The sequence below is a fragment of the Williamsia sp. z71 genome, from assembly GCF_059553375.1.
Window position 1 is genome coordinate 81579 of sequence record NZ_JCANWX010000010.1, and the last position, 23988, is coordinate 105566.

At 65.5% G+C, this 23988-nt stretch carries 24 protein-coding genes; 13 read left to right on the forward strand and 11 right to left on the reverse strand.

Annotated features, from left to right (window positions below):
• Position 1: 1 nt before the first annotated feature.
• The 4 genes from AC51GR_RS22285 to AC51GR_RS22300 all read left to right on the forward strand — a co-directional run bounded on the left by AC51GR_RS22285 (position 2) and on the right by AC51GR_RS22300 (position 4724).
• A complete protein-coding gene (locus AC51GR_RS22285; RefSeq protein WP_496326840.1) occupies positions 2-1426 on the forward strand; it encodes an ethanolamine ammonia-lyase subunit EutB in 1425 nt (474 codons plus the stop codon).
• Positions 1423-2151, forward strand: coding sequence for an ethanolamine ammonia-lyase subunit EutC (gene eutC, locus AC51GR_RS22290; RefSeq protein ID WP_496326841.1), 729 nt, complete (start codon positions 1423-1425; stop codon positions 2149-2151). Before AC51GR_RS22285 ends, eutC begins: the two co-directional genes overlap by 4 nt.
• 52 nt (positions 2152-2203) lie before the next feature.
• A complete protein-coding gene (locus AC51GR_RS22295; RefSeq protein ID WP_496326842.1) occupies positions 2204-3454 on the forward strand; it encodes a wax ester/triacylglycerol synthase domain-containing protein in 1251 nt (416 codons plus the stop codon).
• A gap of 295 nt (positions 3455-3749) precedes the next feature.
• Positions 3750-4724, forward strand: coding sequence for an alpha/beta hydrolase (locus tag AC51GR_RS22300; protein ID WP_496326843.1), 975 nt, complete (start codon positions 3750-3752; stop codon positions 4722-4724).
• 103 nt (positions 4725-4827) lie between these two features.
• Here AC51GR_RS22300 and abmR read toward each other — a convergent pair whose 3' ends face one another.
• The gene (abmR, locus tag AC51GR_RS22305; RefSeq protein WP_496326844.1) at positions 4828-5409 is read right to left on the reverse strand and encodes an ATP-binding transcription factor AbmR; all 582 of its coding nucleotides are present in this window, start codon (positions 5407-5409) and stop codon (positions 4828-4830) included.
• 116 nt (positions 5410-5525) lie between these two features.
• Here abmR and AC51GR_RS22310 point away from each other — a divergent pair, with 116 nt between their 5' ends.
• Entirely contained in the window at positions 5526-5954 is a 429-nt protein-coding gene (locus AC51GR_RS22310) for a protein-tyrosine phosphatase family protein (protein WP_496326845.1), read from the forward strand.
• 57 nt (positions 5955-6011) lie between these two features.
• On the opposite strand, the gene AC51GR_RS22315 is transcribed toward AC51GR_RS22310, so the two are convergent.
• Positions 6012-6632, reverse strand: a complete 621-nt coding sequence (locus AC51GR_RS22315; RefSeq protein WP_496326846.1) for a TetR/AcrR family transcriptional regulator — start codon at positions 6630-6632, stop codon at positions 6012-6014.
• A 187-nt stretch (positions 6633-6819) separates the two neighbouring features.
• Between AC51GR_RS22315 and AC51GR_RS22320 the strand changes: the two genes are divergently transcribed.
• Genes AC51GR_RS22320 through AC51GR_RS22335 form a run of 4 tightly spaced genes read left to right on the forward strand, consistent with a single transcriptional unit; the run spans position 6820 to position 11252 of the window.
• Positions 6820-9168: a xanthine dehydrogenase family protein molybdopterin-binding subunit gene (locus tag AC51GR_RS22320; protein WP_496326847.1), complete on the forward strand. Its 2349-nt coding sequence runs from the start codon at positions 6820-6822 to the stop codon at positions 9166-9168.
• The gene (locus AC51GR_RS22325; RefSeq protein WP_496326848.1) at positions 9165-10040 is read left to right on the forward strand and encodes an FAD binding domain-containing protein; all 876 of its coding nucleotides are present in this window, start codon (positions 9165-9167) and stop codon (positions 10038-10040) included. The genes AC51GR_RS22320 and AC51GR_RS22325 overlap by 4 nt, the downstream gene beginning before the upstream one ends.
• Positions 10033-10524, forward strand: coding sequence for a (2Fe-2S)-binding protein (locus tag AC51GR_RS22330; protein ID WP_496326849.1), 492 nt, complete (start codon positions 10033-10035; stop codon positions 10522-10524). The genes AC51GR_RS22325 and AC51GR_RS22330 overlap by 8 nt, the downstream gene beginning before the upstream one ends.
• Positions 10521-11252, forward strand: coding sequence for an SRPBCC family protein (locus AC51GR_RS22335; protein ID WP_496326850.1), 732 nt, complete (start codon positions 10521-10523; stop codon positions 11250-11252). Before AC51GR_RS22330 ends, AC51GR_RS22335 begins: the two co-directional genes overlap by 4 nt.
• Here the strand turns inward: AC51GR_RS22335 and AC51GR_RS22340 are convergent.
• Positions 11249-12211, reverse strand: a complete 963-nt coding sequence (locus AC51GR_RS22340; RefSeq protein ID WP_496326851.1) for an N-acetylglutamate synthase, CG3035 family — start codon at positions 12209-12211, stop codon at positions 11249-11251. The genes AC51GR_RS22335 and AC51GR_RS22340 overlap by 4 nt on opposite strands.
• Positions 12212-12829, reverse strand: coding sequence for a peptide deformylase (locus AC51GR_RS22345; protein WP_496326852.1), 618 nt, complete (start codon positions 12827-12829; stop codon positions 12212-12214).
• Positions 12830-12984: 155 nt separating this feature from the next.
• On the opposite strand from AC51GR_RS22345, the gene napA reads away from it, so the two are divergent.
• From napA to AC51GR_RS22365, 4 genes are all read left to right on the forward strand, one after another.
• Entirely contained in the window at positions 12985-13335 is a 351-nt protein-coding gene (napA, locus tag AC51GR_RS22350; protein WP_496326853.1) for a nucleoid-associated protein NapA, read from the forward strand.
• 80 nt (positions 13336-13415) lie between these two features.
• Complete coding sequence (locus AC51GR_RS22355) at positions 13416-13991, forward strand: LytR C-terminal domain-containing protein (protein WP_496326854.1); 576 nt, start codon at positions 13416-13418, stop codon at positions 13989-13991.
• Positions 13992-14085: 94 nt separating this feature from the next.
• Entirely contained in the window at positions 14086-14769 is a 684-nt protein-coding gene (sodC, locus tag AC51GR_RS22360; RefSeq protein ID WP_496326855.1) for a superoxide dismutase[Cu-Zn], read from the forward strand.
• Position 14770: 1 nt separating this feature from the next.
• Entirely contained in the window at positions 14771-15907 is a 1137-nt protein-coding gene (locus tag AC51GR_RS22365) for a glutamate--cysteine ligase (protein ID WP_496326953.1), read from the forward strand.
• On the opposite strand, the gene AC51GR_RS22370 is transcribed toward AC51GR_RS22365, so the two are convergent.
• Genes AC51GR_RS22370 through AC51GR_RS22400 form a run of 7 tightly spaced genes read right to left on the reverse strand, consistent with a single transcriptional unit; the run spans position 15897 to position 23738 of the window.
• Entirely contained in the window at positions 15897-17291 is a 1395-nt protein-coding gene (locus tag AC51GR_RS22370) for an ABC1 kinase family protein (protein WP_496326856.1), read from the reverse strand. The genes AC51GR_RS22365 and AC51GR_RS22370 overlap by 11 nt on opposite strands.
• A gap of 33 nt (positions 17292-17324) precedes the next feature.
• Positions 17325-17657 carry a monovalent cation/H(+) antiporter subunit G gene (mnhG, locus tag AC51GR_RS22375; RefSeq protein ID WP_496326857.1) on the reverse strand — a complete coding sequence of 111 codons (333 nt, stop codon included), beginning with the start codon at positions 17655-17657 and terminating at the stop codon, positions 17325-17327.
• A gap of 4 nt (positions 17658-17661) precedes the next feature.
• Positions 17662-17925, reverse strand: a complete 264-nt coding sequence (locus tag AC51GR_RS22380) for a monovalent cation/H+ antiporter complex subunit F (protein ID WP_496326858.1) — start codon at positions 17923-17925, stop codon at positions 17662-17664.
• The gene (locus tag AC51GR_RS22385; RefSeq protein WP_496326859.1) at positions 17922-18656 is read right to left on the reverse strand and encodes a Na+/H+ antiporter subunit E; all 735 of its coding nucleotides are present in this window, start codon (positions 18654-18656) and stop codon (positions 17922-17924) included. The genes AC51GR_RS22380 and AC51GR_RS22385 overlap by 4 nt, the downstream gene beginning before the upstream one ends.
• A complete protein-coding gene (locus AC51GR_RS22390; protein ID WP_496326860.1) occupies positions 18653-20266 on the reverse strand; it encodes a Na+/H+ antiporter subunit D in 1614 nt (537 codons plus the stop codon). Before AC51GR_RS22390 ends, AC51GR_RS22385 begins: the two co-directional genes overlap by 4 nt.
• Positions 20263-20853, reverse strand: coding sequence for a Na(+)/H(+) antiporter subunit C (locus AC51GR_RS22395; protein WP_496326861.1), 591 nt, complete (start codon positions 20851-20853; stop codon positions 20263-20265). Before AC51GR_RS22395 ends, AC51GR_RS22390 begins: the two co-directional genes overlap by 4 nt.
• Positions 20850-23738, reverse strand: coding sequence for a Na+/H+ antiporter subunit A (locus AC51GR_RS22400; RefSeq protein WP_496326862.1), 2889 nt, complete (start codon positions 23736-23738; stop codon positions 20850-20852). Before AC51GR_RS22400 ends, AC51GR_RS22395 begins: the two co-directional genes overlap by 4 nt.
• Positions 23739-23988: the final 250 nt, after the last annotated feature.

A 23988-nucleotide genomic window follows, 5' to 3' on the forward strand; every position in this document is an offset into this window, starting at 1 on the left:
CGTGACGCTCTATCGACATACCCTTGGCGGCACCACCTACGCGTTCGACGGGCTGGTGGAGCTGCTCGCGAAGGCGACGCCGGCGCGCAGCGGGGACGAATTGGCCGGGTGCGCCGCCGAATCGGGGACCGAACGGGCGGCCGCGCAGTGGGCCCTGGCCGATGTGCCGTTGACGGCGTTCCTGAACGAGGACGTGGTCCCGTACGACGCCGATGAGATCACCCGGCTGATCATGGATACCCATGATGCGCAGGCTTTTTCGACGATCGGTTCGTTCACGGTGGGGGAGTTCCGGGACTGGTTGCTCGAGGTGGCCGCCGGGCCTGCCGAGGCCGCTGCCGCGACGTTCACGTCGGTGTCTCGAGGGGTGACGCCGGAGATGGCGGCAGCGGTCAGCAAGCTGATGCGCAATCAGGACCTGATCGCAGTGTCCCGTGCGGTCTCGGTGGTCTCGGCATTCCGGACCACGATCGGCTTGCCTGGAACGCTCGCCACCCGACTGCAACCGAACCATCCCACCGACGATCCGACGGGGGTCGCCGCGGCCACCCTCGACGGATTGTTGCTCGGCTGTGGGGATGCGGTGATCGGGATCAATCCGGCCACCGACTCGCCGCACGCCACCTCGGAACTGCTGCATCTGCTCGACGACATCCGGCAGCGGTATGAGATTCCGGTGCAATCATGTGTGCTCTCACACGTCACCACCACGATCGGCCTGATCGAAGCCGGGGCGCCGGTGGACCTGGTCTTCCAGTCGATTGCCGGAACCGAGGGCGCCAACAAGGGTTTCGGTGTCGACCTCGCCGTGCTCCGGGAGGGGAACGCGGCAGGTAAGTCGTTACAGCGCGGGACGGTCGGCGAGAACGTCATGTATTTGGAGACCGGACAAGGATCGGCGTTGTCGGCGGGTGCGCATATCGGGACCGGCGGCAAACCGGTTGATCAGCAGACGTTGGAGACGCGTGCGTATGCCGTTGCGCGCGAACTCGATCCGTTGTTGATCAACACCGTGGTCGGATTCATCGGCCCGGAATACCTGTATGACGGCAAGCAGATCCTCCGGGCCGGCCTCGAGGACCACTTCTGCGGCAAGCTGCTGGGCCTGCCGATGGGGGTGGACGTCTGTTACACCAACCATGCCGAAGCCGATCAGGACGACATGGACAACCTGCTGACACTGCTCGGCGTCGCGGGCGTCCCGTTTGTCATCACCGTGCCGGGGGCCGATGATGTGATGCTCGGGTACCAGAGTCTGTCCTTCCATGATGCGTTGTATGCCCGCCGCACACTGGGTTTGGCGCCGGCGCCCGAGTTCGCCGCCTGGCTCGAGCGGGTCGGCATGCTCGGCCCGGACGGTCGCGTGCTGGATCTGGCGCCGGAGGCCTCGCCGCTGCGTACCCTCGCCGGGCCGGTGGTCCGATGAGTGAGCTGTGGGAGGCGCTGCGGTTGCGGACGGCCGCACGAATCGGGCTGGGGCGCGCCGGGGATTCGTTACCCACCACCCGAGTACTCGAGTTCGCCTCCGCCCACGCCGCGGCCCGGGACGCGGTCCACCAACCCCTCGACGTCGATGCATTGGTCGCCGACGTCGCAGCGGTGGGTCTGGGGGACCCGCTGGTGGTGACGAGCCAGGCCGTCGACCGCAGCGAGTACCTGAGACGGCCCGACCTCGGGCGGACGCCGGTGGACCTGGGTTCGGTGGACGACATCGGCGCCGACATCGGTTTCGTGTTGGCCGACGGATTGTCGCCGATCGCGCTCGCGGAACACGGTGCAGGCTTGTTGTCTGCATTGAAAGATGTGCTGGCACAGCGCTATTCGCTCGCCCCGCCGGTGATCGCGACCCAGGCGCGCGTGGCGTTGGGTGATCACATCGGGGCGGCCCAGAAGGTGGGCACGCTGATCGTCATCATCGGTGAACGGCCGGGGTTGTCGGTCGCCGACAGTGTCGGTATCTACCTGACCCACCTACCGACGCCGGGCCGGGCCGACTCGATGCGCAACTGCATCAGCAATATCCACCCGCCGGGCGGCCTGGGCTATACCGAGGCCGCCCGGGTGTGCGCCGCATTGGTCGAAGGTGCCCGAACGCTCGGTCGCAGTGGCTTCGAACTCAAGGACAACAGCCGCGCGCTGACCGCTGAGTGAATCAGGCGTACCGTCCGGGATATTCGAAGGATCGTCAGCTTGGGGGTTTCCGATGCACGGGTCGATCCCGGATGTGCCCATCGCTGCGGCCGATGTTGCGACGCTGGGTATCAGCGCCGGTGGTCAGCCGTATGTTGTGACGCTGGCCGGAGTGCTCGGCGCCGGCGGCTTCATCGACCCCGACGGGCGGCCCGACATCGCTCGTCTCCGTCGTTCACTTGCGCCGCGGATCGAAGCCGAGGTTGGCCTGCACCAGCGTCCCGAGCATCATGACCACCGGTGGTGGTGGACCCACCAACCGGCAGATCTGACGGTGCACATCACCGTCGAGGAGCCGATGCCCGGTGAAGGTCTCGAAGATGTGTGCGGGCGCCTGGTGATGATGCCCCTGGATCCCGGCCGCCCGCCCTGGCACATCGCGCTCGTCCCGTCCGCCCGACCTGCCGGCTGCGGAATGGTGGTGCGGCTTCATCACGCGCTGGTCGACGGAGCTCGCGCGAGCGCATTGATGGAGCGCCTGTTCGGGGAAGGGGAGTCGCCGGGAACGGATGCACACCCGGTGAGAGCCGTTGAGTATGAAGATGTTCCGAGACCGCCGTTCGCCGCCCGGCTGGGCTTCCGGATGCGCTCGATGATGCAGTCGCGCATCAGGTCCCGGACGCTGCTCGGCCCGGTCGGCGGGAACCGGGCGGTGTCGTGCGCCAGTGTCGATCTCGCGGGGCTCGAAACGGCTGCCCGGCGCGGTGGTGCAACGGTGAACGACGCCTATCTCGTGGCGGTCGGCCAGGGTCTTCGGATGGTGCTCGACCTTGCGGGAGAACCGATTCCGGAGACCCTGGCGATCTCGGTGCCGGTGAGAATCGATGCGCACGATCCCGCGCACAATGCCGTCGGTGTGATGATCGTCGATGTCCCACTCGCCGAACCGGTTTCCGCGCTCGCGGTGGTCGCCGAACGCACCGCGGCGTCGAAGGCCTTGGCGCGGGCGTCGGGGACCGTCATTCGTTCGGCCCTGCTTGCGAAGGGCTTCAACGTCGTTGCGCGGCATCAGCACATGATCGCGGCCGTTGCGTCGAATGTCAGGGGTCCCGGTCGGCGGCTGGTTCTCGACGGTGCACCACTTGTCGAATTGTGGCCGCTCGGTCCCCTTGCCGGCAACGTCCGGATCGGCTTCACGGCAGCGTCCTACGACGGACGGTTGTGGATCGGTATCGAAACCGACTCCGACCACATACCGGGCGTGACGGCGATCGCGGCAGCGGTGGAAAGCGCGTTGGCGATGATTGTCGGCGCCGGTGAGTGACCGCCCGGTTGAAAGACGTTTTGGTGCCGCACCATTCGCTGTCCTGAAGTCCCGTCGAGTGGGCAATGGTTTTTCGAACATCGGCACGAATTCGGTTGCGGTGTATAGGGCATTCGCGGGCCCCACGCCGGAAAGTGGGTCTGTCCGCATCACCATTGCCGAAATGCCGGGATTGTCCTAATTCCTTTGAGTGTTTGGCCTTTTTGGTGAATTAGCAGTTCACTCGCGTTACATTTGTTGGGCTTTTGGCGACATAGGTATCAGGTGGCAAAACCAGCCTGAGGGAGAACCGTCGATGAAATTCTTTCAAGCCAGACGTTCGGGCGCTCGAATCAGACAACGTTCACTTGCTGCGGCGCTCAGCGCGACGATGTTGATCGTTCTCGGCCTGACCATCGGATCGGGCGCCGCACATGCGGCACCTGCGCGGCAGACGATGTGGATCAACGCCTGTGGCATGCCGGGTTCGATCAAGGTCAACTACTGGGCGCGACCGGGGAATTACAAGACGGTGGTTCTCCTCGACGGACTGCGGGCGACCAACGATGTCAGCGGGTGGGAACACAACACCCGGGTCCAGGACATGGCCGACTCGGGTGTCAACGTGGTTCAGCCCGTCGGCGGCCTGGCCAGCTGGTACGCCGATTGGGATGCCCCGAGCAACTTCAACAACCAGCAGTTCCGGTACGAGTGGAACTGCGTGATCACCCGGAGCCTGGTCCAGGCCATGGACGGTCGGGGGCTTCGCGGGCCCAGCGGCAGATACGCGATTGCCGGGATCTCGATGGGAGGTGGTCCCGCCCTCGTGATCGCCGCGAACAACCGGCAGAACTTCTCGCATGCGTTCTCCATGTCCGGCGTGCTGGCGTTGTCCATCCCGGGCACCCGTTCGGCGGTGCGGCTGATGCTCATCGATGCCGGTATCGAGGCCGGGGTCGGCCCGTTCAACGCCGACAGCATGTTCGGACCGCCGTGGAGCCCGCGATGGGCGGACAACGATCCACTCATCCAGGTGACGAAGATGCAAGGGCTCAGGGTTCGGGTGGCGGCGTCGACCGGCCTGTGGGGGCAGTACAACACCGATCCCATCAACTCGCTCAAGGGCTCACCGCTCGAGACGCTGGCCCTGGCCCAAACCCGGGCATTCGAGGTGCAGGCGGCGATCAATCGTCTCCCCATCACCACCGACTACCCGATCACCGGCACCCACGACTGGGGATACTGGTCGGAGATGTTGTGGCGGGCGAAGAACAGCGGCTGGTTCCTCTAGCGCGGGCTCGCCAACCCAAAATTCGCGCCACTTACCTGCGTTCGCACCAGTTGTAACCGGCGCGAACGCAGGCAAGTGGCGCGAATTTTCGATGGTGGCTGGGTCAGAGTTCTGGACCTTCGGCGCGAAGGTTGTCGACCTCGTCCATCGCGGACCGGAGCTTGCCCAGCCATTCGTCGGTGTGGGCCCCGACGAGTTTGACCGACCAGGCCAGTGCGTCGGCACGCGATCGGGCGACCCCGGCGTCGACGAGGGTGTCGAGGACCTGCCGTTCCGGCTGACGAAGTCGGGTCATCACGGGTACGGCGATATGGGTGAACAGGATCCGCTCATCGCCGACCTTGACGCCCCATGAGACCTTGCGTGCGTAGCGGGCCTGGGCCTCGTCCGCGATGGACATCCGCTCGGCGCGGGTGTCCTCCCGGAAGCGCGACGCGCGACCTTGTGCCGCGGCGGTCGCGGAGTTGCCGGTATCGCTGTCGTCGCCGGTGTCCGGGGCCGTGAGGGTGCCGATGACGGTGATCTCGTCCCGGTCGACGGTCACCTCGACGGGTCCGTCGAACCACTCGTCGGGCAGTCGCCCGGTGAACCAGGCACCGGCGTCACCGGCGTCCGGGAGTTGCGCCTGCTGCCAGCCGCCACGGCGTCCGCCGGGTCCTCTGGAGCCTGGATGTGTGCCTTTCATGATGCCTCCTTGGTAGGTGATTACATAATTACACCGTTACATCGATTCGTCATCAGAATCCGCTGTCAGCAGATATCCGGTTTCGGTGCAGGGTTCGCGATCTACCCTGACGCGCCATGGCTCTGAACTGGGAAGACTCGATGGAGGGCGTGCTCACGCTGCCGTCCGGCAGACGCGTGCGGGGGCGGGGATTACGCGACCCGATGCCCGCCGGTCCGCCGCCCGAGTTCGGGCTCTACCTGCTCGGCCACCCGCCGCCGGCCGTGGCCTGGCCCAGTCGGTGGCTGCGATGGCGGGATTTCTGGCTACCGGCCGACCGGGCGTCGGCCGCCGAGGCGTTTCGAGAGGTGTGGCAGCGCGCCGAGTCCGAACGGGTGGAGGTGGCCTGTCTCGGCGGACGCGGGCGGACCGGGACGGCGTTGGCCGTGCTGGCGGTGATCGACGGGGTGCCCGCCGAGCGGGCCGTCGACTATGTGCGGGCCCACTACCGCCGGGGATCGGTGGAAATGCCCTGGCAGCGAAGGTACGTCGCCCGCTTCGGGTAGCGCGTTCGCTGTCGCGGTAGTTGACCAGATCCTGCTCGGTCTCGAGTTGTTCCAGGCCTACTCGGGAGCGCGGCCGGTCGCCGGCGACCGCAATTCGAGCTGCTGCACGAGATCGTCGAGTACCCGTTGGGTCCGGTCGTGCCCGACGGTGATTCCCAGTTCGTTCTCCATGACCAGGGTGCGGGTCACGCAGGTGACCGCCACCGACACCGCGACCGGTGGGAGATCGCGCGGATCGATACCGCGGGCGCCCATCAGCATCGCGAACGCGGCTGTCTCGATCTCGCGGAAACGTAGTCCGTACGCCGCGATCTCGGAGCGGATCGCCTTGCGGTGATTCGACAGCGCCATGAATTCCATCTGGAGCGCCGTGCCCTTCGGGTCGCTGTGCAGTCGGAGGATGGCGCGCATGGGCTGCTCTTCGAGCAGTGCCTGCTTGAGGCGTTTCAGGTTGGCCTCGGCGCCGTCCCGGAAGACGGCCAGATACAGATCGTCCATGGTCGGGAAGTAGTAGTGCACCAGGGGTGGCCTGATCCCGGCGCGCGCGGCGACCCGTCGTGAGGTGGCCGCCGCGTAGCCTTCCTCGAGCATGATCTGAGCGGTCGCCCGCACCAGGGCGTCACGGGTTTCGGACTCTCCGGCGCCGTCCACCCGGCGGCGTCGTACCCCCTCGGTCACGCCAAAAGACCTGGTGTTTTGCCGGACTGCAAAGGTCGGCAAAACCTTGACCGACTTCTCCGAAAACTGCTATACATACCGCAATCCTACAAAGCTGAGCGAGTGCACAAAAGTATGTCGATCATGCGCAGTGTGGCGGGCCGGCACCGAAAGGGGTTCGTGTGGTCGAGGTCGAGGAGTGGCACCGGTGAGCACTACTGAAATTTCAACCACCCGGTACGTCGGCGCGCGGGTGCCGCGGGTCGAGGACGCCCGGCTCGTGGCCGGCGCCGGGTGCTACGTCGACGACATCACCCGGGCGGGCATGCTGCACATCGCGTTTGTGCGGAGCACGGTCGCCCGGGGCCGGATCCTGGGTATAGACACCTCCGAGGCGCTGGCCATCGATGGCGTCAAGGCCATTTACCTTGCCGCCGACATCAATCCCGGTGTCCACGAACTGCGCTACTCCCTCGATGGCATGGTCGGCGGATCGGCGCAGTGGCCCGCGCTGGCCGAAGACGAGGTGCGATTCGTCGGTGACCCGATCGCCCTGGTGATCGCCACGAGTCGTTACATCGCCGAAGACGCCATCGATATGGTGATCGTCGATTACGACGTGCTGCCACCGGTCGTCGACTATCGGACCGCACAGGATTCCGAGGAACTGGTCCATGAGGCATTCGCGCGGAATCTGGCGATCGAACTCCCCGGACGTCCGGCGGCGGAGATGGATCCGATCTTCGACGCGGCCGCCCATGTCGTCCGCCAAACCGTGTACCAGCAGGCCCATTCGCCGATGCCGATGGAAACGCGGGGCATTGTTGCCGAATGGTCTTCTCCCAGTGGTGAGATGACGATCTGGATCTCCAGCCAGTCGCCGCACGAAGCGCGCGGGTTCGCTGCGCGGGTGCTCGGTGTCCCCGAGCACCGGGTTCGGGTGGTGTGCAAGGACACCGGAGGTGGATTCGGTCAGAAGGTGGTCCCGCAGCGCGAAGAGATCTGCGTGATGATCGCCGCGAAGAAGATCGGTGTTCCGGTCAAGTGGATCGAGGATCGACAGGAGCACCTGATGTCGGCGGGTATGGCGCGCCAGGATCACGGTGATGCCCGGATGGCCTTCGACTCCGACGGGAAAATCATTGCCGCCGAACTCGATCACGTGCAGAACATCGGGGCCTACCCGATTCCGTCGCCCCTGACCGGTGCGGGTGCGGTGGGCATGTTGTTCCCCGGTCCGTACCGGGTTCCGCAGGCCACGTTCAGCCTGAAGTTGGTGTACACCAACACTGTTGGCCGAGTGGCGTACCGCGGACCGTGGCAGTACGAGTCGATGGCCCGAGAGGTGCTGCTCGACACCGCCGCCCGGCAGATGGGCATCGACCCGATCGAACTGCGACGTCGTAATCTGCTCCGCGCGGACGAGATGCCGGTGAGCAACCCGCTGGGAATGCCCTATTCGGACGCGACACCGCTCGAGACGTTCGAGAAGGCGATCGAGGCGCTCGACTATCCGGCATTTCGGCGCGAGCAGGAGGCCGCCCGGGCAGAGGGGCGTTATCTGGGTGTGGGTACCTGCACCTACATCGAACCGACCTCGGCCTCGACACCGTTCATGGCAACCGAGGGCGCCACGATCCGGGTCAATCCGTCAGGGACGGTGGATGTCTACGTCAACGGCGGGTCCGCGGGCAACAGCGTCGAGACAACCGTGGTGCAATTGACCGCGGACGCACTCGGTGTGGCGATCGAAGACGTTCACACCATCCAGGGTGACACCGCGCTCACCCCGTTCGGCGCCGGGACCCAGGGCAGCCGTACGGGTTCCATGACGGCCGGTGCGGTGGCCGTGACGGCCACCGGTCTGCGGGAGAAGATCCTGGCGATCGCCGCCCACAAGTTGGGTGCCGATGTCGCGGACATCGACTTCATCCGCGGCCGCGCATCGGTCCGCGGTGTTCCCGGGCCGGAGCTCACGCTCGCGGAGATCGCGGACATCGCCTATTACCAACCGGATTCACTGCCGCCGGACGTGACGCCGGGGCTCGAGTCCAGTGGCCGCTACAAGGCGCAGGCCCCGATGATCTGGGCCAATGCCACCCATGTGTGTACGTGCGAAGTCGACATCGAGACCGGAGAGGTGACCCTGCTGAGGTTCATCGTCGGGGAGGACATCGGCCCGATGATCAACCCGAACGTGGTGGAGGGCCAGATCCGGGGCGGAGCGGTGCAGGGTATCGGCGGTGCGCTCTACGAACACATGGCCTACGACGAATCCGGGAACCCGGTGACCACCACATTCATGGACTACCTGATGCCGACAACAACCGAGGTGCCCAGCAACATCGAGATAGTGCACGTCGAGACGATGGGTCCCGGGCCCGGCGGGTTCAAGGGCGTGGGCGAAGGTGGTGCGATCGGGTCGGCGCCGGCCGTGGTCAATGCCGTTGCCGATGCGCTCGCGCCGTTCGGTATCGAGGTCGGTGAACTACCGCTGAGCCCGGCAAGGATTGTCGCGATGGTGGATGCCGCGCGCGCGGGATCGGTGGCCCGATGAAGCCCGCAGCGTTCGACTATCACCGCCCGGCGACCGCATTCGAGGCCGTCAGCCTGCTCGCCGAACTCGGCGACGATGCCAAATTCATTGCCGGCGGCCAGAGTTTGATGCCGATGCTGGTCCTGCGTCTGGCCGCCTTCGAGCATTTGATCGACATCAGCCGGCTGTCCGGACTCGACGGTATCGAGGTGCGCGGTGCATCGGTCTGGATCGGTGCCGGCACTCGGCAGAGTGCCATCGGCCGGTCGGTTACGGTGGCGGAGTCGGTGCCGTTGCTGGCGCGGGCGACACCGTTGATCGGTCACTTCCAGATCCGGAATCGCGGGACCATCGGCGGCTCGATCGCCCACGCCGATGCCGCCGCCGAGTATCCGGCGGTGGCCATCACACTCGACGCGCAGATCGAGCTGCTCTCCCCGCGGGGTGCGCGGACGGTGCCGGCCGCGGACTTCTTCACCGGTATGTGGAGTACCGACATGGCCGAAGACGAATTGCTGACCGGTATCAGTTTCCCGATATGGGATGGCCGATGCGGTTTTGCCGTCGATGAGTTCGCCCGGCGCCAAGGCGATTTCGCGATCGCCGGAGCGACCGTGGCGCTGCGGCTCGACAACGATTCGCGAATTGACAAATGCGCGATCGGACTCTTCGGTCTGGGTCCCGCGGTCAGCCGCGCCACCGCCGCGGAGCAGGCGCTGGTCGGGCTTTCCGTCGATGAGATCGACACCAGGGAAATCGGGGAGCTCGCCGTGGCGGGACTCACCTCGGTTCCTGCAGACCTGCACGGCTCCACCGAGTACCGCACCCGGGTCGGGGCAACACGAGTCAACCGTGCGCTCGATCGCGCGCTCTTGGAGGCGAAGAATGACTGACGTAGAGATCAAGGTCTGGGTGAACGGCGCCCTCTATCACGCATCGATAGCACCCCGGCTCACGCTGGCCGACTTCTTGCGGGTCGACTGTGGTTTGACCGGAACACATCTCGGCTGTGAACACGGTGTGTGCGGCGCCTGTACGGTGCTCGTCGACGGGGAGGCGGTTCGTGCCTGTCTGCTCTTCGCGGTCCAGGTGGACGGTGCCGAGATCACGACCATCGAGGGCATGGCGTCTTCGGACGGTCAGCTCTCGACGGTGCAGTGCGCATTCCGGGACCATCACGGTCTCCAATGCGGTTTCTGTACACCGGGTTTCGTGGTCTCGGCGACGGCATTTCTTCGCCAGACACCGGATCCGAGCGATACCGAGATCAGGGAGGCCCTCTCCGGTAACATCTGCCGGTGCACCGGATATCAGGGAATCGTGGAAGCGGTTCGGGCGGCAGCTGATTCGATCAACGGAAGTGATGGGCCCGCATGAAGCTCGAGAACCAGTTCAGCATCGGCGTGCCGGTGGAGGAGGCCTGGAAGGTGCTTCTCGACATCGAACGTGTGGCCCCCTGTGTTCCCGGCGCGACGCTCACCTCGAACGAGGGTGATCAGTTCAAGGGCAAGGTCAAGGTCAAGCTGGGGCCGATCTCGTTGAGCTACGCCGGGGTCATCAAGTTCCGCTCGCGCGACGAGGCGGCCAAAATCGCCGTCCTCGAAGGCAGTGGCCGCGAGGCCCGCGGCAACGGCACCGCCAGTGCGGTCGTGACCTGCCGTCTCGTCGAAGCCGGTGAGCGCACCGACGTCTTTGTCGAGACCGACCTCGACATCACCGGAAAGCCCGCACAGTTCGGGCGGGGCGCGATGGCCGAGGTGGCCGGCAAGCTGATCGGACAATTCTCCGAGAACCTCGCGGCCGAAATCGAGGGCGAACCGGATGTGGTGCCTTCGGCAGAGGCGCCGGTTGCCGCGACCCCGGATACCCGAACACCGGATACCCGAACACCGGATACCCGGACCGCCGATACCCAGACTGCTGATTCCCGGACCCGGCCCGCGACGCCGGCGGCCGACAAGCCCTTGGCACCGCGCAAGTCCGCCGAGCCGATCGACCTGATCGAGGCCTCGGGCGTCGGCGGTGCGGTGACGCGGACCGCCGTGTCGGTGGCGATATCCCTGGTCGTGACCGCGTTGATCGTCCTCTACCGTCGACGGCGCTAGTTGTACTCGACGTAGCCGTAGGAGTGGTGCAGACCAAAGCCCAGGCGGCGGTACCACTGCCGGGCGTGCCGGTTTGTGGTCTCGACCTGGAGGTAGGTCGACGTCGCGCCCGCGGCGGCGCCCCAGGCTTCGATGGCGGCCATGACCGCCCGCCCGTGGCCGCGCCCGCGGTGTTCGGGTTGGCTGTGCAGGGCCGAGACACCCAGCCACACTTCGTCTTTGAGTCCGGTCGTCACCGCGCCTCGCCCGATGGCGACAACATCGCCGGTGGAATCGCGTACCTCGGCGAAGCCCAGATGTCCGTCCCGCGATGCGGAGACAACCGCACGTGCCGTTGGCAGGTCGGAGATCGGCCGCCCGCCGGCGTAGGTTGCCATCCACCCGTCGGTGGGTTGATCGGTGATCGTCACGGCGTGGTCGGCCCGAGTTGTGGCCGTCGTGCCGATCGGTGCGGTCAGGACGTCCACCGGACTTGTGTAATCGTCTTCGGGCACATGGGTTCCCGGGACGAGCCGGGACACCACGGAGAGCAGCACGGGAAGATCCCGCGCGGCATACCACTCGCGCAGTAGTTCCAGGGTTTGCGAATCGAGACGCGCACCCATCTCCAGCGGTACCGCGGAGTTCGCGCGACGGGTGAATCCGCCGCCGGAGCGCGCGAACCAGCCGCTGATCATCTCCGACTCGAGCCCGGGCCAGGCCCGGGCTGCGGCGACCTCCACCGACCGGATCTCCGAGTTCCGCACGGGCTTGTCGGAGAGCACCTTCACCGCGACGACCAGTTCGGCCGGGATGTGCAACAACTCACCACCGCGACGGACCCGTAGTCCCGGGGCCGCGGATTCCAGGATGCCGGTGACATCGCTCAGGGTCGCGGCTTCGTCGGCGCGCCAGTCGGCGGGCGCTCCGGGTCCTTTCCGGAAGCGCACCACCACGCGGTCACCCGCAGACGGGGTCACCTAGTCGTCGTCGTCTTCGTCGTCGTGACCGAACGGATCGGACTCCGAACCCGGCAGCCAGGACAGCCCGGGGACACCCCAGTCGGAACGCTTGATCGCCTTCTTGGCCGCGCGCGCATTCCGGCCGATCAAGACGTCGGTATAGAGGAAGCCGTCGAGATGCCCGACTTCGTGCTGCAACATCCGGGCGAAGAAGCCCTTGCCCTCGATTTCGACGGCTTCACCGTTGCGGTCGACGCCGGTCACCTTGGCCCAGTCGGCGCGCCCGGTCGGGAACTGCAGTCCGGGGACGGACAGACAGCCCTCGTCGTTGTCGTCCGGATCGGGCATGGTCTCGGGGATCTCAGATGTCTCGAGTACGGGGTTGATCACCTCGCCGCGTCGGCGCGGGCCTCCTCGGCCATCGCCGTCGGGGCAGTCGTAGACAAAGAAACGCCGGCCCACACCGACCTGATTCGCGGCGAGCCCGACACCGTTGGCGGCGTCCATGGTTTCGTACATGTCGTCGAGCAATGCCACCACGTCAGCGGGTGGTTTGCCATCAGCGTCGAGAGTGACGATCTCAGTGGGATTGTGCAGCACCGGATCACCGACGATGCAGATCGGAAGAATTGCCATGAGGGTCAGATTACTCGGCATGCCATCGCGCGAAATCCACTGGCGGCGTGGTTAGATGTACCACGAACCACACTGATGTAATTCGCGCCATAACTATCGTCAAGTGGGTTTGTGTGGCGACGGGGTGGAGTAGGACCGATTCTCAAGGGAGCGAGATGGACGGCGCAACCGCGCGAGACGAGAAGAATTCCGGGCTTGCGGACAACATCAGCCAGCACCATGCAGAGTTGGGGCCCGGCGAGGTTGGAGCCGATGGATTGACTCGGCGTGAGCATGAGGTTTTGGCTTTCGAGCGCCAATGGTGGAAGTACGCCGGTGCCAAAGAAGAGGCCATCAAAGAATTGTTCGGCTTGTCCGCAACCCGCTATTACCAGGTGCTCAACGCACTCGTCGACCGCCCTGAGGCGTTGGCGGCCGATCCGATGTTGGTCAAGCGCCTGCGTCGTCTGCGGGCCAGTCGTCAGAAGGCCCGTGCGGCCCGCCGCCTTGGTTTCGACCTCACCTGATGGTTCGGCTTTGCCGTTCCTGATGACTTGCCGGACCCGCCGTGTGCGGACCGGTGGGGAAGTTTCGTAAGGTTGTCCCAATGACCAAGCCCGACCGATCCGACCCGGCGGATTCTCCGACGCGCCGGGACAACCCGCACCTGCCGCTACGCGCCGGGGCAATGCTGCTGCTCTCCATTGCCGTCGTGTTCATCGGACTCGGTTGGCATTCTGCTGTCTCGGGCGATTCCGATCCCGAAGCCGGCCTCCAAGCTGCGCAGAGTCGCCAGTCCACCTCGGTTGCGCCGTCATCGGCCGCACCGCAGGCCCCGGTGACCATCACCTCATCTGCCCCGGCGACGAGTTCTGCCCCGGCGACGACGTCCGCCTCGGTCGAGCCCGGTCGTCCCGAGGTGTGTGTCTTCAATGCCGGCACCGTCAGCGGTCTGGGTCAGACCTTCACGAAGAAGGTCGACGACCTGGGTTGGGAGACCGCGGAGCCGACCAATCTGCAGTCGGCGAGCATCACCGAGAACACCATTTTCTACACGTCCAGGCAGCGCGCCGCCGCGGAGCAACTCGCCGAGGATCTCGGTGGCAATGTCTCGGTGGATCCACGGCCGTCGGCGTTCAGTCAGTGCCCGGGCGGGCTGCCGCTGATCGTCGTGACCCGGTGATGGTCTCGACCGGAACACAGATATGATTTTTCTGACCTACTACCGACGGTAGAACCGGCGGTTTCGTACGCCCAACCCCAAAGGGAGCTCAATCATGGCGCAGCGCTCGCTCAAGAACCTCAGCACTATGCGGCGGGCCGCCGCGCTGGTGGCACCGGCAGCGATGGCTGTGCTCGTTGTGGCCGGTTGCAGCCCGGGCGAGAACCCCACCAGCGAAAAGGGGACGACGCCGAGTGTCGTGACCGGCGACCCGGCGCCGGTCGACGTCGGCGCGATCGGCGATCCGAGTGAAGGCGGCGAGGCCACCGCCGAGTTGCGTACGCCCGATGGTCAGTCGGCAGGCACCGCCAGCTTCGACACCAACGAGGAGGGCTCGGTGGTCGTCACCGTCAAGGCCGAGAACCTCGCACCCGGATTCCATGGCATGCACGTCCACGCGGTGGGCAAGTGTGAGCCCGGCTCGACACCTCCGACCGGTGGCGCCAGCGGAGACTTCCTCTCCGCCGGCGGACACCTGCAGGTCGACGGCAACACCTCGCACCCGGCCAGCGGTGACCTCGTGTCGATCTTCATCAACGACGAGGGCACCGGTGAAACCGTCACGGTCACCGACACCTTCGACATCGAGCAGATCCTGCAGACCGCGATCGTGATCCACGAGAAGCCGGACAACTTCGGCAACATCCCCACCAAGTACGCACCGGCACCCGACGAGGAAACGCTGATGACCGGTGACGCCGGCAAGCGCATCGCCTGCGGCGTCATCGAAGAGGCCTGAGATAAACAACTCCCGATCGATCGACTTCAACGCTTCGCCGAGGCCAACACTCGGCGTGGAATGGGAGTTCGCCCTCGTCGACAAGAAGACGAGGGATCTGTCGAACTCCGCGGCGCAACTGTTCGAAGAGGTCAGCCGACTCGACAACCCGAGTTCCGGCGACCGGATCCACAAAGAGTTGCTCCGCAACACCGTTGAACTCGTCACCGGGATCTGCGACAACACCGGGGAGGCGATGGCCGACCTCTCCGAGTCGATGGCGGTGGTCCGACGGATCGCCGACGGTATCGGCGTCGACCTGTTCGGCGCCGGTACTCATCCCTTCGCGGAGTGGTCTACCCAGCAGCTGACCCCGTCACCGCGATACGCCGAGATGATCGAGCGCACCCAGTGGTGGGGCCGGCAGATGCTCATCTGGGGTGTTCATGTGCATGTCGGGATCAATCACCGGGACAAGGTCTTACCGATCGTGTCGTCGTTGCTGAACCAGTATCCGCACCTGCTCGCGTTGTCGGCGTCGTCGCCGATGTGGGTCGGCCAGGACACCGGATATGCGAGCAATCGCGCGATGATGTTCCAGCAGTTGCCCACCGCGGGCCTGCCGTTCCAGTTCCAGAAGTGGGCCGAGTTCGAGCACTTTGTCGGTGATCAGATGACCACCGGAATCATCGAGAATCTCAACGAGATCCGCTGGGACATCCGGCCGTCCCCGACGTTGGGGACGGTGGAGATCCGGGTGTGCGACGGTGTGTCCACCGTCGCCGAACTCTCCGGACTGGTCGCCCTCATCCACTGCCTGGTCGTGGATCTCGACCACCGGCTCGACGCCGGCGAGACACTTCCGGTGATGGCACCGTGGCTGGTGCAGGAAAACAAGTGGCGGGCCGCACGTTACGGGCTCGACGCCATCATCATCACCGACGCACAGTGCAACGAGCGGCTTGTCACGGACGATCTCGATGACATGCTGACCCGGCTGGCGCCGATTGCCGTCGAACTCGATTGCGTGGATGAATTGGCGTCGGTGGCAGACATACCGCGCCGGGGTGGTTCCTACCAGCGGCAGCGGAAGGTCTACGAGGAGACCGGCGACATGGTCGCGGTCGTGGATGCGGTGGTCGGCGAACTCAGTCGCTGAAGGTGCGCTTGCGCCACCACCGATCGACCTGTCCCAGTTCGGTTTCCGGGTCGGCGCCGGTGAGCCACTCCGATTCGATCCGGAACCAGTTGGCGCTCGCACCGAGCTGTCCGAGCATGGCGCAGGTGTAGAACTCGACCCGCCGAGCCATCAGGTGCTCTTCGGGGAATCGTTGTCTACGTGCGGGTTCGGCGTACTCCTGCGCGGGATGGACTGCCGCCACCATGGCGGCGTTGGCTATCTCGGGCGTGATGGTCATGGTCACGTCGTCCATGTGCCACCAGGTGGAGTCCTGGACGTAGGCCAGGACGTCGGCGTCGGTGGTGTTGTCCTCGTCGATGAGGATGTCGCCACGCCGCAGGATCTGGGCGACCTGTTCGGAGTCACCGGAGCGTGCGGCGATCAGTGCCGCTCGCTCGAGTTGTAGTGCGCGCTTGGACATCGTCTTGCTGGATCCGAAGTCGAGGAAGGCGACCCGGCCGTCGTCGGCGAGCATGATGTTGCCCGGATGCGGGTCGCCGCAGAACGTCGCGTCGGTGTGGATGCTCCCGCAGTAGAAGCGGTAGATCACTTCCCCGACCTGGTCTCGGGTGTCGACATCGAGTTTCGTCACCTCATCGAAGGTGATCCCGCTGACGAACTCTGTGGTCAGGACCTTTGAGCTGCACAGGTTTTCGATGACGTCCGGGATCTGGATGAACGGATGTCCCCGATATCGCACCGCCAGCCTGCGCTGGTTGTCGGCCTCTGCCTCATAGTCGAGTTCGGCGATGATGTTGCCGGTGATCTCACGAATGAACGACTGCGGATCGGCGGTGGGCAGAAGGCCCTTGTACAGGCGCAGCGCAACGGCGAGGTTCTTCAGGTCGGCACGCACCACCCGGTCGATCCCGGGATACTGCACCTTGATCGCGACGGCGCGTCCGTCGGTCAGCCGGGCCCGGTACACCTGCCCGATGGATGCGGCGGCGATCGGGACGGGATCGATCTCGGCGACGGCAGACATCCGGTCACCGAGTTCGTCGCGGACGACGCCGAGCATCGTCTCGTTCGACACCCGGGGAGCGTTGTCGCGGAGTATCGCGAGCTTCTGATTGAACGCCGGTCGAGCGGCGCTCGGCACCATGTTCAGGTCCAGCAGTGAGAGGAACTGCCCGACCTTCATCGCCGCGCCCTTCATCGACCCGAGCACAGTGATCAGCTCGTCGGCGGCGGCGAGTGCATCACGTTCGGCGCGCCGACGGCGTTCGTCGGGTGAACCGCCCAGGGTGGCCGCGCGCGAACGGACTCGTCGGATCGCGGTGTGTGCTGCCACTTTTCCGAGCTCCCCACCGCGACGCAGTGCAGAGGTGGACGGTGCGGGCGTCGACGGCTCGGTGTCCATCAGTTCGGCAGGTCCATCAGGTCGGCAGCGACATCAGTCTGTGCGATGCGATTCGATCTCGTCCTCGCGGATGAGGTCATCGCGCATACGTTGTTCCTGGTACGCGAGTTTGCCTACCCGGTGCGCGATGACGGGTGCGGTGATCAGGGCAAAGATGCTGGACAGCACCAGCATCCCGAAATCCACGGTGTTCCACAGGCGGATCATGGCGGCGGCCAGGACCAGCAGCAGTCCGAGTGTCTGAGGTTTGGTGGCGGCGTGCATGCGGGTCAGTGTGTCGGGGAAGCGCAGGATCCCGATGGAGGCGGTGAACGCCATCAGCGATCCGGACAGGACCAAGATGGAGACGATGATGTCGGAGATCATGTCCTCACACCTCGTTGTCCCGGACCCGGAAGCGGGCGACCGCAACGGATCCGACAAAGCTGAGCAGGGACAGCGCCACGATCCCGGAGACCACCGTCGAGTCCATGGAGTAGGCCGCCCACACCACCAGCGAACACATCGCCACCGCCACCGCGGTGTCGAGCGCAACGAGCCGGTCGAGGGTGTCGGGGCCGATCAGCATGCGCGTGGTGGTGAGCACCGACGCGGCGAGCAGAAGGGAGGCAGCGATTATCCAGACAACGTTCACTTCATGACTCCGCTCGGGTCGTCGTCGTCGATTCCGTGGTACGGGCTGGCATGCCATTCACTATCGCGCTCGAAGGCCTTGATGAACAACCGTTCGACGGTTTCGACCTGCCGGTGGAAGGCCTTCACCTTCTCCGGTGAGCTGGCGTCGATGATGTGGACATACAGCAGCCGCCGGCTGTGGTCGATCTCGACCACCATGGTTCCGGGCACGAGATTCAGATAGTCCACGGCAAGCGTCAGCACCAGGTCCGACTTGATGGCAAGCCGGACCCGCAAGACCGCGCTCAGCGGTGGTTTGGCCGGCCGGACCGCCAGCCAGCCGACCTCCAGACTCGACTTGAAGAGGTCGAACATCAGGCGGAAGACCAACTCGAGCAACGTCAGCGGGTGGACGCGGCCCTCAACCGGGACCCGCGGCAGCGGTAGCAGGACCAGGACCACGATCGCGACGCCGATACCGGCGACGACGTTGGCCAGGTCGTATGTCCCCCACAGCAGAACCCAGACGAAGGTGAGCCAGGCGATCGTCCACACCCGGACCGCGACCTCGCGGCGGTCCGAGCCGAACCAGCGCTTGATCTGTATGTGGTTCCGGGTCTGGATCGCGAGCTTCGAGACATGCCAGGCGAGGAATATGACGGTGAACCGCCAGGCGTTCACCAGCCGCGCACGCACCGGCCCGCGCGGGTTCGGCGGTTGAGGTCGTGACGATACGGTCTGATCGGTCATCGGCCACTTCCCAGCACGGCGTCGAGGTAGATGCTCGAGTCGGTGAGGTCGGCCGCGGCCTGATCGGTGAATTCGAAGATCGGCCCGGCCCACAGGGTCAGGATGATGCCCGCGACGACCATCGCGATGGTGGGCACCACCATGCCGATGGGCATCCGGCCGACGTCGACACGGTCGTCGAAGGCGACGTCGTCGGCGTCGGATCCGTCGAGCAGCGGGGACGGGCCGGCGTCGGCCATGTCACCTTCGGGGGCGTCGGCGCGCGGCCGCCAGAAGGCCTTTGTCCAGACCCGGGCAACCACGTACAGCGTGAGGAGGCTGGTCACCACCGAACCGCCGACCAGGCACCAGGCGAGAACGCTGCCGTCCTCGACACCGGCCTCGATGAGCGCGACCTTGCCGATGAACCCGGAGAACGGCGGGATACCACCGAGGTTCAGTGCCGGGATCAAGAACAGACCTGCCAACAGGGGACTGGCCGCCAGACCACCGAGACGGCGCAATGAGGCGGAGCCGGCCTGTCTTTCGATGAGCCCGACCACGAGGAACAGTGTTGTCTGCACCAGAATGTGGTGGGCCACGTAGTAAATGGCGCCGGACAGTCCGAATTCTGTGGACAGCGCGAGGCCGAAGATCATGTAACCGATGTGGCTGACCAGTGTGAACGACAACAGTCGTTTGATGTCGGACTGGGCTATCGCACCGAAGATGCCCACCAGCATCGTCAGCAATCCGGCCACCATCAGGACCGTGTCCATGGAGCCACCCGGGAACAGCAACGTATGGGCCCGGATGATCGCGTACACACCGACTTTGGTCAGCAGGCCGGCGAACACCGCGGTGACCGGCGCCGGGGCCGTCGGATAAGAGTCGGGCAACCAGGTCGACAGCGGGAAGACGGCCGCCTTGATACCGAAGGCGACCAGCAACACCGCGTACAGCGCGCCCTTGGTGCCGTCGGGTACGTCCTGTAGACGGATCGCCATCTCGGCCAGGTTCAGGGTTCCGGTGGCGGCATAGGCGAAGGCGATTCCCGCCAGGAACACCAGCGACGAGACCATCGAGACCATCACGTACGACACACCGGCTCGGACCCGGTCCGCGCTGGCGCCGAGGGTCAGCAAGACGTAGCTGGCCGCCAGTAGTACCTCGAACGAGACGTACAGGTTGAACAGGTCGCCGGCGAGGAAGGCGTTGCAGACTCCGGTGCACAGCAGCAGGTAGGTCGGCAGGAAGATCGAGACCGGCTGGTCGACCGTGCCGTCGCGGATACCCTGACCGACCGCGTAGAGCATGACGCAGAGCAGGACCGCGGTCGAGACCACGAGCATCAGCGCCGAGAGCTGGTCGGCGACAAGGGTGATGCCCAGTGGACCCAGGTCACCGCCCTTGGCGTCCCAGCCGCCGATGTGCAGGGCGTATGTACCGTCCCGGTTGGTCAGATACAGCAGCAGGCAGGCGGCGACAAAGGAAATGGAGATCGCCGTCACGGTCACCACACGCTGAAAACGGGGGTAGCGCCCCATGATCAGCGTGAGCACCGTGCCGATCATCGGAACCAGTACCGGCGCCACGATCAGGGTGGGGAACCAGGCATTGGACAGCGTCATGTGTCTGAGCCCCCTCTGGTGTCCGGCACGGTTTCTTCGAGGTCCGCCAATTCATCGGCGAGATCGTCGGGGTCGGGCAGGATGTCGGTTTCGTATATCTCGGCGCGACGGGCCCTGATCTCCTCTTCTGTCAACGGGTTGCCGGCGTCGTCGAACATGTCGCCACGTCTGGTGTCGAGGCCGGTGACCGGGTCGTCGCTGCGGTCGCGGTCGGGTGCGTCCGAGCTGCGCTGGTGCTGGACCTTCAGATCCTCGGGATCATCGTCGACCTCGTCGTCGGTGTTGATCATGAAGCTGCGGTAGGCCAGCGACAGGATGAACGCCGCCATACCCATCGTGATGACGATGGCGGTCAGGATCATGCCCTGCGCCAGCGGGTCGGCGTCGGCGGTGCGGTCTCCCGAGTTGCGCCCGATGATCGGGGGATTGCCCATCCCGCCGGAGATGGTGATGATCAGCAGGTTGATCGAGTTGCCGACCAGCAACAACCCGAGCAGCATCTTGATGAGGCTGCGTTCGAGCAGCAGATACACACCGCAGGCCGCCATCAGGCCGACCACGATGAGCAGTCCGAGGTTGACACTCATGCATCGACCTCCTGTTTCTCGCGACGGACGCGCGGAGCGTCTTCGTCGAGGCGGGCGCCGAGGCTGCGCAGGACATCGAGCACCAGTCCGACGACGATGAAGTAGACGCCGAGGTCGAAGAACAACGCCGTCACCAGCTTCACGTCCCCGAAGATCGGGAGTGTGAACTCGATCGTCGCCGAGGACAGTGCCGGTGCGCCGAGGAAGACCGAGGCCACCGCGGTGGCCACCGACAGTCCCAGTCCGATACCGAGGATTCGGCCCGCATCGATCGGGATGGCTTCACCGAGCTCGTAGCGACCGCCGGCGAGGTAACGGAGTACCAGGGCGAGTCCCATCGTGAGACCACCGGCGAAACCGCCGCCGGGTGCGTTGTGTCCGGCGTAGAAGAAGTAGAGCGACAACACGATCATCGTCGGGAAGATCAGGCGGGTGGTGGCCTCGAGCACCATCGACCGGTGCCGCGGGTCGCGGAAGTTGCTGCCGCGCAGCCATGTCGTCCGCTCACCGAACAGCTGGGCGCTGTCGTATGCGGCAGGTCGCGGCGCATTCGTGCGGGTGGCGTCGGCGACGCTGGGAGCGGAGCCGAACCGGCGGTGCCGGAACACCATCGAGGCCACACCGGTCGCGGCCACCAGCAGCACGGAGATCTCACCGAGTGTGTCCCAGGCGCGGATGTCGACCAACAAGACGTTGACCGTGTTGGAGCCGTTGCCGTACTTGTATGCGGCGTACGGCAACTCTGACGACATCGGAATCGTGTTGCGGGCTGCCGCGGCGAAGAGGCCCACCGCGACCAGGAGTGCACCGAATGCCAGGCCGAGGATGGCGCGCAGCGGCTTGAAGCCCGTTCGGTGGCGTTTCTCGGCTTCGGCGGGCAGTTTGCGCAAGACCAGGACGAAGATGACCAGCGTCAATGTCTCGACCAGGAACTGCGTCAGAGCCAGATCGGGTGCACCGTGGAGGGCGAACAACACGCCGCAGCTGTAACCGGTGACTCCGACGACCAACACGGCGGCGAGGCGGTTGCGCAAGACCGTGGCGGCGATCGCGGAGGCGACCATGATGCCTCCGATGACCAGCTGAACGGGCGATTCGAACCCCTTCAGTTCCAGCCGGTTGCGCGAACCGGCGAACAGCACGATGGTCGGCAGCAGCACCAGGGTGGCGACGATGATGCCCTGTGTCCGCGGCAGCGACCCGCGCTGGGTGTTGCGGGTCAGGTTGACCGAGAGCGTGTCGGCGCCGCGCAGGACAGCGTCGTAGATCCGGTCGGCGTTGCCCAGTGCCGGCTTCACGAACCCGAGCCGGCCCAGCTCACGGACCAGCACGAACAGTGCCGTGCCCGCGACCACCGCGATCGCGGTCAGTGCCAGCGGCAGGTTGAATCCGTGCCAGAGCGACAGATGGACGATCTTCTTGCCGTAGTCGGGGACGGTCTCGGCGTAGGGCTCGAAACCTTCGCCGATCAGACCGGCGAACGGACCCGATACGACGCCGGCCAAGGCCAGGATCCCGGCCGGGATGAGGAATGCGGCGGTCGGCTTGTGCAGTCGGGCGACGGCTGGACTCGGCGACGACTTGCGTTTACGACCGAAGGCACCCCACAGGAACCGCAGTGAGTACGCAACGGTGAGGATGGAGCCGATCACCAGCAAGATCACCTCGACCGGGCCCTGCCAGGAGTTCAACGAGCCGGTGTGCCAGATCTCGGCGAAGGCGGTCTCTTTGCCGACGAACCCGAGAGTGATCGGCAGACCGGCCATGCTGGCTGCGGCCAGTGTCGCGATCGCGGCGAGCCACGGCGACTTGGAACCCAGCCACGCGAGTTTGCGCAGGTCGCGGGTACCGGTCGAGTGGTCGATGATGCCGACGACCATGAACAGCGCGGCCTTGAACATGGCGTGCGCGACGAGCATCGTGAGCCCGGCCATCGCCACGTTCGCATCGCCGATACCCACCAGCACCATCAGGAAACCGAGCTGGGAGACGGTGCCGAAGGCGAGTACCAGCTTGAGGTCGTATTCGCGCAGGGAACGGAACCCGCCGAGCAGCATCGTCAGCGTGCCCAGACCCAGGACCAGGATCTGCCAGGACACGAGGTCGGCGAATCCGGGTGCCAGTCGGGCAACCAGGAAGATGCCTGCCTTCACCATCGCGGCTGCGTGGAGGTACGCGCTGACCGGGGTCGGTGCGGCCATCGCGCCGGGCAGCCAGAAATGGAACGGGAAGATGGCGGACTTGCTCAATGCGCCGATCAGGATCAGCACGATCGCGATGGTGACCGATGTCCCGCCGGGCGGGTCGGCGACGATCTCCGAGAGTGAATACGTGCCGGCGATCTCACCGAGCATGACGATGCCGACCAGCATGGCCAGGCCGCCGGCCGTAGTGACCAGCAAGGCCTGGGTGGCGGCCCGGCGACTGGTGGCGCGTACGGCGTAGAAACCGACGAGCAGGAACGACAGGACCGTGGTCAGTTCCCAGAAGATGTATAGGACCAGCATGTTGTCACTGCAGACCAGGCCGAACATGGCGCCCGCGAAGGCGACCATCTCGCCACCGAAGCCGGCCACCCGGCGTCGGGTCTCACTGAAGTACTCAGCGCAGTAGCAGAGCACCAATGCTCCGACCCCGAGAACCAGGACCGACATGATCGCGGCCAGGGTGTCGAACCGGAGGTCGATGTTCATCTGCAGCGCGGGCACCCAGGTGATCGATTCGGTGCGGATGCCCTGGGATTCGTCGGGCCAGTTCGCGAAGACCCAGATGAGCCCGCCGAAAGGCGCCAGGGCCAACAGATAGAAGCCCCGCCGGCCCAGCCAGGTGATGATCGCAGGCGCCAGCACAGCCGTGATGGCCAAGGCGGCCAGGACTGCAATCAAGGGGCACTCCGTCGATCAGTGTGGGCGGTGTGTCGTGGCACGAGGCCTGTCGGGAACAAACGGCGCAATACCTGCTGTCCGCGCTACCTGCTGTGTGCTGTTCGGCCTCGTTTCTGCGGTCCAGTCTACCGTTACTGCTGCTAGGTGCCGTATTCGGGCTTCGGTTCGTCTCTGAGGCGAACTAATTGACCAGGTCACCGCAAGGCTCTCCGCCGGTCGGTAAGACAGTTTTCGACCCCACGCCCTAGTC